This is a genomic window from Streptococcus sp. HMSC070B10 (genome assembly GCF_001808665.1).
Lineage (GTDB): Bacteria > Bacillota > Bacilli > Lactobacillales > Streptococcaceae > Streptococcus.
This window is the reverse complement of the sequence record NZ_KV794201.1, coordinates 1-11,098: the sequence shown is the minus strand read 5'-3', so window position 1 is coordinate 11,098 and position 11,098 is coordinate 1. Positions and strand designations below refer to the sequence as shown.

General features: G+C 40.2%; 10 protein-coding genes and 1 other RNA gene. 2 read left to right on the top strand and 9 right to left on the bottom strand.

Annotated elements, in window-relative coordinates:
* The 9 genes from HMPREF2613_RS06870 to HMPREF2613_RS06830 form a co-directional block, all read right to left on the bottom strand.
* Positions 1 to 697: N-acetylmuramoyl-L-alanine amidase family protein (locus HMPREF2613_RS06870; protein ID WP_070479830.1), on the bottom strand; the 697-nt coding region annotated here is incomplete at its 3' end.
* A 17-nt stretch (positions 698 to 714) separates the two neighbouring features.
* A complete protein-coding gene (locus HMPREF2613_RS06865; RefSeq protein WP_070479829.1) occupies positions 715 to 1,725 on the bottom strand; it encodes an N-acetylmuramoyl-L-alanine amidase family protein in 1,011 nt (336 codons plus the stop codon).
* Positions 1,726 to 1,825: 100 nt separating this feature from the next.
* Entirely contained in the window at positions 1,826 to 2,515 is a 690-nt protein-coding gene (locus tag HMPREF2613_RS06860; protein WP_070479828.1) for a response regulator transcription factor, read from the bottom strand.
* Positions 2,516 to 2,526: 11 nt separating this feature from the next.
* Positions 2,527 to 3,951 carry an NADP-dependent phosphogluconate dehydrogenase gene (gndA, locus tag HMPREF2613_RS06855; RefSeq protein WP_000158781.1) on the bottom strand — a complete coding sequence of 475 codons (1,425 nt, stop codon included), beginning with the start codon at positions 3,949 to 3,951 and terminating at the stop codon, positions 2,527 to 2,529.
* 75 nt (positions 3,952 to 4,026) lie between these two features.
* Complete coding sequence (locus tag HMPREF2613_RS06850) at positions 4,027 to 5,409, bottom strand: cell division site-positioning protein MapZ (protein ID WP_070479827.1); 1,383 nt, start codon at positions 5,407 to 5,409, stop codon at positions 4,027 to 4,029.
* A gap of 12 nt (positions 5,410 to 5,421) precedes the next feature.
* Positions 5,422 to 6,579: a THUMP domain-containing class I SAM-dependent RNA methyltransferase gene (locus HMPREF2613_RS06845; protein ID WP_070479826.1), complete on the bottom strand. Its 1,158-nt coding sequence runs from the start codon at positions 6,577 to 6,579 to the stop codon at positions 5,422 to 5,424.
* Between the two features lie 84 nt (positions 6,580 to 6,663).
* An RNA gene (gene rnpB / locus HMPREF2613_RS06840) (RNase P RNA component class B) lies at positions 6,664 to 7,045 on the bottom strand.
* A 20-nt stretch (positions 7,046 to 7,065) separates the two neighbouring features.
* Positions 7,066 to 7,395 (bottom strand): cell division regulator GpsB, encoded by a 330-nt coding sequence (gene gpsB / locus HMPREF2613_RS06835; RefSeq protein ID WP_049493060.1) that lies wholly within the window; start codon positions 7,393 to 7,395, stop codon positions 7,066 to 7,068.
* A 72-nt stretch (positions 7,396 to 7,467) separates the two neighbouring features.
* Positions 7,468 to 7,995: an SLOG family protein gene (locus HMPREF2613_RS06830; protein ID WP_049493064.1), complete on the bottom strand. Its 528-nt coding sequence runs from the start codon at positions 7,993 to 7,995 to the stop codon at positions 7,468 to 7,470.
* Positions 7,996 to 8,061: 66 nt separating this feature from the next.
* Between HMPREF2613_RS06830 and recU the strand changes: the two genes are divergently transcribed.
* The gene (gene recU, locus HMPREF2613_RS06825; protein ID WP_004263564.1) at positions 8,062 to 8,658 is read left to right on the top strand and encodes a Holliday junction resolvase RecU; all 597 of its coding nucleotides are present in this window, start codon (positions 8,062 to 8,064) and stop codon (positions 8,656 to 8,658) included.
* The gene (pbp1a, locus tag HMPREF2613_RS06820; protein ID WP_070479825.1) at positions 8,655 to 10,844 is read left to right on the top strand and encodes a penicillin-binding protein PBP1A; all 2,190 of its coding nucleotides are present in this window, start codon (positions 8,655 to 8,657) and stop codon (positions 10,842 to 10,844) included. The genes recU and pbp1a overlap by 4 nt, the downstream gene beginning before the upstream one ends.
* The last annotated feature ends 254 nt before the right edge of the window (positions 10,845 to 11,098 follow it).

Genomic DNA, 11,098 nt, shown 5'->3' with positions numbered 1-11,098 from the left:
GGAGATAGTACCACTTATTGCCAAGTTGTTTCCAACCAGTTTGCATGATACCAGTTTCTGGGTCTAGGTAATACCACGGAGCAGGTTTGCTTCTATCAATGCCAAAAGTAACATGGAAATCTTGAGTCCAACCCTTAGCAACTTCACCAATTGGTAGTGGATTGTAAGAATCATCGCCAGAAATTCCTAGCTTATTTAAATAATACCAATTGCCGTCTTCATAAGTCCAGCCTGTCTTTACAGCATAATGATTATCAAAATAATAAGTTCTCTTTTCAGCAGATGGAGCATATTGTTCACCGTATACTTTTCCTGTATTTTCAGACGTTTTTGCCTCTAGTACTTGTTTATCTGTTTGTTCTAGCAAAGCACCATCTTGTCCAAAATAGTACCACTTCTCCTGAAGGCCAATTTCTACGACTGGACGATTATTAAATAAATTATCACGATAACCTGTTCCATGAATTTCTACGTATTGCCATCCAACTACCATTTCTCCTTTATCACCAAAATAGTAAGTTTTACCGTCTATTTTATGCCAATAGATTGCTTTATGATCATCTTTTACATAATATTTTCTATTATCCTTATCAACAAATTGGCCACCTGTGGTATCCGCAAATACAGTATTTGTAGCTAGCAAACCAAAGAAAAATGCTGTTAGTCCAACTTGCATCATTTTTTTCAAAAGCTTCATTTGTATCTCCTCCAATATTAAATCCACTCACCAGATGAAGCAAAGTTATAAACTTTACCATCGATAGTTTGGCTACCTGTAACCATTGCTCCAGAGGAATTGAGATAATACCAGTTTCCTCCTACTTTTGTCCAACCTGTCTTCATATCTCCATTACTTGCATTTAGATAGTACCAAGTTGAACCATCTTTCACCCAACCAGTTGCCATAGCTCCTGATGAACGGAGATAGTACCACTTGTTACCAAGGTATTGCCAGCCCGTTTTCATATCACCATTTTCAGCATCTAAATAGTACCAAGTTGAGCCTTCTTGATACCAGCCAGTCGCCATAGCTCCTGATGAACGGAGATAGTACCACTTATTGCCAAGTTGTTTCCATCCAGTTTGCATTGCAGCAGTTGTTGGATCTAGATAGTACCAAGTTGAGTTATCATTGGTCCAGCCACGTACTAGCTCCCCAACCGTTAAACTGTTGATACGAGCATCGAAGCCACCATCCTTCTGTAAATAATACCAGTGTCCCTCATCATGAACCCAACCAGTTTTTAAAGTATGATAGCTACGCTGATCTTCAAAATAATAGACTCGTTTCTCTGCTGGACTATTATATTGTTCCCCATGATGTTTGTTGGTATTGGTAGCAGTTTTTGCCTCTAAAACTTGCTTGCCAACAAATTCTTGAAGAACCCCATCTTGACCAAAGTAATACCATTGTGGCATTGGCATAGATTCTAATCTTAAACCATTTGGGTAAGGACCAATTGTACTACCTTTAGATGGAAACGGGATATATTGCCAGCCGACAACCATTTCTCCTGATACATGATCAAAATAATAGGTCTTGCCATCAATCACTCGCCAGGCCTTTTCTTTGATGTCACCCTTCTTGTAGTAAGTTCTACCATTTTCTTGGACAAATTTCCAACCTTCCGAATCAGCATCATCCGCCAATACTGCACTTGTTGCCAGTAAGCTAAAGAAAAAAACTGCTAATGCAATTTGCATCAATTTTTTTATTATTTTCATTAGACCTATCCTCCATAACTGATTATAGCAAAGAGCAAACCGCATGTCAATATATAGAGATCCCCTCAAAAAAAGCAGTTACAAAACTGCAACTGCTTTTCTATTCTTGCATGGTGTAACCGACACCACGAACGGTTTTAATGTGGCTTTTTTGACCTTTTACATCAAGCTTGCTACGTAGATAACGGATATAGACATCCACGATATTTGTTTCGGTCGCACTTTCATACTTCCAGACACTTTCCAACAACTGCTCACGAGTCAGGACTTTCTTGCTTCCCATAAGAGTAGCCAAAAGATCATACTCACGGCGCGTCAGAGCAATCATTTCCTCGCCACGATAAACTGTATGATGTTCTACATCCATACGCAGATTGCGGTAAGACGTTGGAACCTTCATCTGACTACAGTGTTGGTCGATGAAGTCCCGACCTCGGAAAATCGCTGAAATACGAGCCACCAAATTGTCAATAATAACCGGCTTATAGATGTAAGAAACAGCAAAGCGTTGGATTGTTTCAATCTGATCTTGCAATTCTTCGCGATGGTCCAAGACCATGATGACTGAGGCTGGCTTAGTTCGACTCAGCTTGTCTGCAAAATTCTGGGCTGTCATATCCCCCAGACGAGCATTCAATAAAATCAAGTCATAGTCTGTCTGAAGAGCCATGGAGAGGGCTTTTTGCCCCTCCTCAACCTGATCAACTCGGTATTGCTCTTTTTGGAGTTCCAAACTTAAAAAATGAGCTAGATTTCTTTCTTTCTCAAGTAATAAAATCCGTTTCCCCATGGCAGACCTACTTATTTTTCGTCATACCAAGAGTAGTGGAATGTTCCTTCTTTGTCTTTACGTTGGTAAGTGTGGGCACCAAAGTAGTCACGTTGCGCTTGGATCAAGTTAGCTGGAAGGTCAGCTGAACGGTAGCTATCAAAGTAAGTAATAGCTGCTGAGAAGGTTGGCACTGGCACACCAGCTTGAACCGCAAGAGCTACGATATCACGCACTGCTTGTTGGTACTTAGCAGTGACATCCAAGAAGTATTCATCCAAAAGAAGGTTAGCAAGGTCTGCATCACGGTTGTAAGCATCTGTAATCTTTTGCAAGAAACGAGAACGGATGATACAGCCATCACGCCAGATAGATGCGATGTCTGCAAATGGCAAGTTCCAGTTATTTTCTTTAGAAGCTACACGCAATTGAGCAAAACCTTGTGCGTATGAAATGATTTTTGAGAAGTAAAGGGCTTGACGGATTTTTTCAATCAACTCAGCCTTGTCTCCTTCAAAGTTGAAGGCAGCTGGTTTTGGAAGAACCTTGCTTGCATGCACACGTTCTTCTTTGTAAGTTGAAATGTAACGTGCAAATACTGACTCAGTGATTAGTGACAATGGCACGCCAAGGTCAAGTGATGATTGGCTAGTCCATTTACCAGTTCCCTTGTTACCTGCAGCATCAAGGATGTAGTCTACGATTGGTCCATCTTGGCCTTCATCGTCTTTACGACTCAAGATATCAGCTGTGATTTCGATCAAGTAGCTGTCCAATTCACCCTTGTTCCACTCAGTAAAGATTTCAGCCATATCTTCTGCAGAAAGGCCTAGCAAGTGTTGCATCAAGTCATAGCTTTCTGCGATCAATTGCATATCACCATACTCGATACCGTTGTGAACCATTTTCACGTAGTGACCAGCTCCATCAGGACCGATGTAAGTCACACATGGTTTGCCATCTTCTGGTGCTTTAGCTGAGATTTCTTCAAGAACATCCGCAACCAATTCGTATGCTTCTTTTTGTCCACCAGGCATGATAGAAGGACCTTCAAGGGCACCTTTTTCACCACCAGAAACCCCAGTACCGATAAAGTTGATACCTGAGTTTGCCAATTCTTCATTACGACGGATGGTATCTTTGTAGAAAGTGTTTCCTCCGTCGATCAAGATATCACCCTTGTCAAGGTGCGGAAGAAGGGCTTGGATAGTAGCATCTGTACCAGGTCCAGCTTGAACCATGAGCATGATACGACGAGGTTTTTCGATTGAGTTTACAAAACTTTCAACGTCATAGCTTGGTACAAAGTTCTTTTCAGGATGGCAAGCAATTACATCTTCAGTTTTTTCTTTACTACGGTTGTAAATAGCAACTGTGTAACCACGAGATTCAATATTAAGGGCAAGGTTACGACCCATTACGGCCATACCTACGACACCAAAGTTAGCTTTTGTCATTTGACACTCCTCTTGTTTAATTTGTTTTATTTTATCATTTTTACTTTTGAAAAGAAAGAATTTTGTAACGACTACTTAGTAGTCCAAAGCATCCGCATGTCCAGAACCATTTCCAACAAAGTATCCTGTCTTACAGTTAAGGGTAAATAGATAGGTTCCATCTGGCTTGTAGAGGTTGTAATAACCATTGCCATTAACGATATTAACACGTTCAAGGATATATTGGTTACCAGTGATATAACCACGTGAGCGTGAAGTCGCTAGGATTTTTTCCAAGACACCATCCGCGAAATCCCAGGCAGAATTATTGCTATCATCAACAGCCGATTGATTGAACGGCACACGACTCGAAGCTCTCTGGAGATCAACTCCAGAACTTGATAAACCGCCATGGCTATCATCACGTGCAGAAACTGAATTGTTTGATGAGACGCTTGAAGATGGACTTGTGTTGTCTGTAGCCCTCTCTGTTGATGAACTTGAACTTTCTTGACTTGAGCTTGAACTTGAAGGAGCTGTTTGTTGACTCTTACCTAGACTGATAGCCTTATCTAGCACTTTATCAATCTCCGTATTTCCAGTTTTAATATCTGTAAATTTAGCATCTGATTTAGCTTTAGCGTTAGTGTCCAAAACTCCATCTACAATAGCTGGCTTATCAAATTGAGCATTGACATCTTGAATAGCCTTGATTTGAGTTGATAGACTATCATACTTAGATTTTGCAAGCGTATATTCACGACTACCTTCTAGCTTATCAAGCAAGGTTTTAAGTTGACCCAGTTTATCAAACTGGCTATTCTTCAAAGCCGTTTTGTTGCTATCTGTATAGAAGGCATCATATAAATTATTGAATTCTTCCACATCTGACTGCGTGTTTGTAGTTGATTGAGAAGTTTGGATTTCCTTGGTCGAACGAGCCACTTGACGATAAACATAATAACCAGTTCCAAGGATAAGAACCACTAAGGCTGCTAGAATACCATAAAGCACCCATTTCTTCTTACTATTTCCATCTTCACTATCTGTCACTCGATAAAGTGTTGGAATATCTTCAGTCTCAAATTCTTCTACAAGAGGTGCTTCTGAAACTCGTGTTAATTCTAAATCATCAAACTGACTCAACTCATCTTCTGGAGCTGGAGAATCTACTCCTGTTCCCTCACGAAGCTCTTGAAGTAAATTATCTAGAGTCTGAGTCTCCTCTATCTCTTCTACCTCTTCTTTTTCAACTAAATCATCCTTGCTAAACTGACGCGTTTCAAACTTATCTGCCTCAATTTCATCTTTATGTTGTTTCACATACTTGTCCAAGATAGAATCTCCAGGCAATACACCTGCTTCCACCTCTTCATTTTTTAGCATGGCTTCTCCAACCGTTAGTTCTTTAGCCTCATCAAAATCAAATCGTGGCTCTTGATTATATTTCTCATGACTGTCACGTTTCTTCTGATTCATGTCTTTTCCTTTCTACTTTACTTCCTGGCGTTTCACACGCTGACCAAAATATTGATACAAATCAACTTTTAAGGTTCCATTGTACAACTTACGTTTCTTATCCGCCTGACTGCCGTACTTGGTCTCAAAGGCTTCATCACTAGTTAGGATAAATTTGCTCCACGTTTTCAGCGGTGCAAATACTTGCCCCATCTCAGCATAGAGTTTGGTAACTCCTGCATCATCTGACAAGCGTTCCCCATAAGGTGGGTTAGAGATAATCACTCCATTGATTTTATCGGAACGCAAATCCTGCACGCGCATCTGCTTAAAGGTAATGTCTCCTGCAACACCTGCTGCTTGAGCATTGGCCTTAGCAATTTCCACCATACGTGCATCGATATCGCAGCCCATGATATCTAGCTCAAGCTCACGATCTACTTTTTTGGCTGCTTCTGTGCGAACTTCTTGAATCAAGCAATCGCTAATCCAGTTCCATTCCTCAAAGGCAAAGGAGCGACGAAGACCAGGCGCCATCTTTCTAGCAATCATAACTGCCTCGATACAGAAAGTCCCCGAACCACAGGTCGGATCAATCAAGGGCTTGTCTGGATACCAGTTAGAGAGTTGCAAAATAGCTGCTGCCATGTTTTCCTTAATAGGAGCACCACCTTTTTCAGTACGATAGCCACGTTTAAAGAGGCTAGACCCGGTCGTATCAATCATGACAGTTGCGACATCTTTCAGAATAGAAATCTCAATCTTAAACTCAGGACCAGTTTCCATCAAGGGGACACCTTCTGGACGGGCATAGTGTTTCTGCAATTTCTTAACAACAGCCTTCTTTGAAATAGCCTGTACACTGGGTTCATTGTGTAGCTTAGATTTCACACATTTGGCTTTTGAAATCGGGAATCGAGCTCCAAGTGGTAAATAATTTTCCCAATCTAGAGCGAAAACTCCTTGAAAGAGCTCCTCAAAAGTCTTAGCTGGGAACGTTCCTACGATAATCTTGATACGATCTGCTGCCCGAAGCCAGAGGTTGGTTTCGATAATGGCTCTCACGTCTCCTTGAAAACGAACACGTCCATTTTCAACCTGACAATCGTAGCCCAACTCTCGCAATTCACGTCCCACAACAGCCTCAAGACCCGCTGCAGCAGTAGCGATTAAATTAAATTCTTTTTTCATTTTCAGTCTTATAAGACCTTTCTATATGTCCACTTTAAAAAATGAGGTTGAGAAAGTTTTCTCAGCCCCAACCTATATGCAATTTTCTATAAGCCATGTTTTGTTCCAGAAGTGACTAGGACCACTTCCTTCGATAATCATCTGTCTACCGCTAACAGCCTACAGCTGAAAGTAGTCAGAGTACTACGTTCGTTTCCGTGTACTCCATGCCCCGACCAAAATTTGGGTTGCTAGCTTGAGGGGTTTACCGCGTTCCACTCTCTCTGTTTCCAGAGAGACTCCGTCACTGTGGCACTTTCAAGCCTACTCTGGCCTATCCGAGGACTTAGCCATTTCAACTGCCGTAACGATTTCTCGTCCCTAGGCTTATGGTTTCGCCTAGCACAAACACTACAGGCATCACAGCCTGTGCTAGCATGGACTTTCCTCATGAAAAGAAATTCTCCTCACGCGATTATCCAAAAATTGCACTTTTCAAATAAGCTCTTATAATTCAGAGTTATCCAAAATTTGTTTACCAAATACTTCTTTCTCAAGACGATTCAAACGTTTCAAAATATCAAAATTCGTCATTGAAGTTGTTGCTGTCATTTCAAGTGGTTCTGCTTGAACCGGTGCAGATTCAGGTTTATGTGATAATTCTTCCTTCAACTCTGCAATTTCTTGACGGAGAGACTTGACTAAGGCAGCATAAGTTTCGTAGTCCTTGATGACGTCGTCCAAAAATTCATCAACTTCAACCTTACTATATCCACGGACTTCACGTCCAAACTCTTGCTCAAAAATATCTTTTGCTGAAAAAATAATACTTGCCATCTCTCTCTCCATTCTCGGTTTCTAATAGTATTATTATATAAAAAAAGGCAAACAAAAATCAAGGTCAAAGGCCTACTTTTCAGAAAAATTTTCTGCTAGTTCATTTAAGTCTTCAAACGTTAGCCTTTTTATGCGATAACCTTCCTGATTTTTCATCAAGTTATCCATAAATTTTAATTTAGTCTCATTTTCTGGGTCATAGAAAAAATAAGCTAAATCAGTATTTTCCAGTAAAAATCGTTGGTAATCACGCAGTTGCCCCATATGTTCATATTTAGGATAGGCATATTTGACAAAATCGACCTGCTTAAATTGGCTAAGTTTAAGCTGATTGGCTTCATTCCAATTTTCCCCGTGCGTTTCAAAATCGAAAATCGTCGCTAGGCTGAAATCATATTCTTCTTTCATTTCATTTGCGACATCCAGAACCCAGGATTCGAATCCCAAGTTCCCTGTAAATACCAGCCATTTAATCCCTTCTTCTGCTAAACTTTCTAAATCACGGCGAATGGCTTTCTTTATAATTTTTAACCTGATATCTTTTTCATTAAAGACATCCAAGTCAAAATTAGAATATCCCATAATTAAAGCTGTAGTCATTTTTACACCTTTCTTTCTATTTTTATGGTATAATAGAGTGATGTTATTGTACCAATAAGGAGAAATATGGTCAACTATCCTCATAAAATTTCATCAAAAAAAAACAAAACATCCATTTCTCAACCAAATAATTTCGCAAATCGAGGAATGACTTTTGAAAAGATGATTAACGCTACAAACGACTACTATCTGACGCATGGTATGGCAGTTATCCATAAAAAACCCACGCCTGTTCAAATTGTCCGAGTAGACTATCCTCAACGTAGTCGAGCCAAAATTGTAGAAGCCTATTTTAGACAAGCTTCCACAACCGATTACTCTGGCGTGTATAGAGGACATTACATTGACTTTGAAGCCAAGGAAACGCGACAAAAGAATGCTATTCCAATGAAGAACTTCCATCTTCACCAGATTCAACATATGGAGCAAGTTCTAGAACAGCAGGGTATTTGCTTCGTACTGCTTCATTTTTCTTCTAAACAGGAAACTTATTTGTTGCCGGCATTTGATTTGATTCGCTTTTATCATCAAGATAAGGGGCAAAAATCTATGCCACTTGGATATATTCAAGAATACGGATATTTAGTAAAGCAAGGGGCCTTCCCTCAAATTCCCTATCTCGACATTATCAAAGAACATTTACTAGGTGGTAAAACAAGATGAACAAACAAACTATTCTGCGATTCTTAAAGTATATCGGAATTACGTTCCTTACATTATTTATCGCATTATTTCTATTAAGTGGAGGTGTCTTCCTCTACTTTGTTAGCAAGGCTCCAACCTTATCTGAAAGTAAATTAGTTGCGACGACCTCTAGCAAGATTTATGACAATAAGAACGAACTGATCGCTGACCTTGGATCTGAACGTCGAGTAAATACTCAAGCAAATGAAATCCCTACTGATTTGGTCAAGGCCATCGTGTCTATCGAAGACCACCGTTTCTTTGATCATAGAGGTGTTGACACCATTCGTATCATGGGTGCGGCATTGAGAAACCTCCAAGGCGGAGGAGGCCTCCAGGGAGCCTCAACCTTGACTCAACAATTGATCAAATTAACTTATTTTTCTACTTCAACTGCCGATCAAACTTTGTCACGTAAAGCTCAAGAAGCTTGGCTAGCCGTTCAACTAGAGCAAAAAGCAACCAAGCAAGAAATCCTGACCTACTACATCAACAAAGTCTACATGTCTAACGGTAACTACGGAATGCAAACTGCAGCCCAAAATTACTATGGAAAAGACTTGAAGGATTTAAGCTTACCACAGTTAGCACTCCTAGCCGGAATGCCTCAAGCACCAAACCAATATGATCCTTATTCTCATCCAGAAGCTGCTCTAGAGCGTCGGAACTTGGTACTTTCGGAAATGAAGGGGCAGAAATACATCAGTGCAGAAGAGTATGAAAAAGCTATTAATACCCCTGTTACCGATGGTCTACAAAGCCTGAAATCCGGTAACAGCTATCCTGCATACATGGACAACTACCTTAAAGAAGTAATCGACCAAGTTGAACAAGAAACTGGTTACAACCTTCTTACTACAGGTATGGATGTCTATACAAATGTGGACAAAGATGTCCAACAACGACTCTGGGATGTTTATAACACCGACCAATATGTCACTTATCCTGATGATGACATGCAAGTAGCTTCGACTATTGTAGATGTATCTAATGGTAACGTTATTGCACAACTTGGTGCTCGTCATCAAGCAAGTAATGTTTCATTCGGTACCAACCAGGCTGTGGAAACCAATCGTGACTGGGGATCAACAATGAAACCCATCACCGATTATGCTCCTGCTTTGGAATTTGATATCTATGACTCAACTGCTACAATTGTACGAGATATCCCTTATAATTATCCTGGAACAAGTACACCTGTCTACAACTGGGATAGAGGATACTTCGGTAATATCACCCTTCAATATGCACTACAGCAATCTCGGAATGTTCCGGCTGTAGAAACACTCAATAAAGTTGGATTAAATCGTGCAAAAACCTTCTTAAATGGTTTGGGAATTGACTATCCAGATATGCATTATTCGAACGCCATATCAAGTAACACAACTGAATCTAATAAACAATACGGCGCAAGTAGTGAAAAAATGGCTGTTGCTTATGCTGCATTTGCCAATGGTGGTATCTATCACAAACCGATGTACATTAATAAAGTTGTCTTTAGTGATGGTAGCGAAAAAGAATTTTCTGACCCTGGTACCCGAGCTATGAAAGAGACCACTGCTTACATGATGACAGAAATGATGAAAACAGTCTTGACCTCTGGAACTGGTTTTAATGCCTATATTTCATGGCTTCCTCAAGCCGGTAAGACAGGTACCTCTAACTATTCAGATGAAGAAATCGAAAATCATATTAAATCAAGTCAACTTGTTGCACCGGATGAAATGTTTGTCGGCTATACTCGTAAATATTCGATGGCCGTATGGACAGGTTACTCAAACCGTCTTACTCCAGTCATCGGCAATGGGTTCACAGTTGCTTCTGCAGTCTATCGTTCAATGATGACTTACCTATCAGAAGACGACCACCCAGGAGATTGGACTATGCCTGAGGGCTTATATAGGAGTGGAGAATATGTCTTTAAGAATGGAGCTCGTCCTACATGGACTGCTCCTGCTACTCAACAAAGTTCTACACCTGCTCCTGCAAGCCAGACTCCAGAGACTTCAACCTCTCAGTCAAGTGTAACGACACCAAACACAAATCAAAATCCAAATGCAAATACAGCTACTCCCAATGCTGGAACCAATGAGAATACGGTAACACAACAACCAAGTGCCAATCAAGGTCAGCCTAACCAAAATCCTCAACCAGCGCAACAATAAATTACTAACCACCCAAAAATTGGGTGGTTTTTCAATCTGTTCTTTGTTCAATCAATAATTAGATAATAAAAACCTGAGAAGGTCAATTGTACTTCTCAGGTTTTTTGTTCTATACACTCTACTGGTTTAGAATACTGTTAAGGGAGAGTTTAATTGTCATATACAACTAATCTTTTTTACTTTTTGCTACAAAGATAGCAGATAGAGCTAGTCCAACACTTGCCAAGAAAATAGCTGTTTCTGACTGTTTTTCA

What these genes read in the sequence shown, in the direction of transcription:
- HMPREF2613_RS06865 (WP_070479829.1), bottom strand. Translation starts at nt 1,725, where the DNA reads ATGAAAATAATAAAAAAATTGATGCAAATTGCATTAGCAGTTTTTTTC.
- HMPREF2613_RS06860 (WP_070479828.1), bottom strand. Translation starts at nt 2,515, where the DNA reads ATGGGGAAACGGATTTTATTACTTGAGAAAGAAAGAAATCTAGCTCAT.
- gndA (WP_000158781.1), bottom strand. Translation starts at nt 3,951, where the DNA reads ATGACAAAAGCTAACTTTGGTGTCGTAGGTATGGCCGTAATGGGTCGT.
- HMPREF2613_RS06850 (WP_070479827.1), bottom strand. Translation starts at nt 5,409, where the DNA reads ATGAATCAGAAGAAACGTGACAGTCATGAGAAATATAATCAAGAGCCA.
- HMPREF2613_RS06845 (WP_070479826.1), bottom strand. Translation starts at nt 6,579, where the DNA reads ATGAAAAAAGAATTTAATTTAATCGCTACTGCTGCAGCGGGTCTTGAG.
- gpsB (WP_049493060.1), bottom strand. Translation starts at nt 7,395, where the DNA reads ATGGCAAGTATTATTTTTTCAGCAAAAGATATTTTTGAGCAAGAGTTT.
- HMPREF2613_RS06830 (WP_049493064.1), bottom strand. Translation starts at nt 7,995, where the DNA reads ATGACTACAGCTTTAATTATGGGATATTCTAATTTTGACTTGGATGTC.
- recU (WP_004263564.1), top strand. Translation starts at nt 8,062, where the DNA reads ATGGTCAACTATCCTCATAAAATTTCATCAAAAAAAAACAAAACATCC.
- pbp1a (WP_070479825.1), top strand. Translation starts at nt 8,655, where the DNA reads ATGAACAAACAAACTATTCTGCGATTCTTAAAGTATATCGGAATTACG.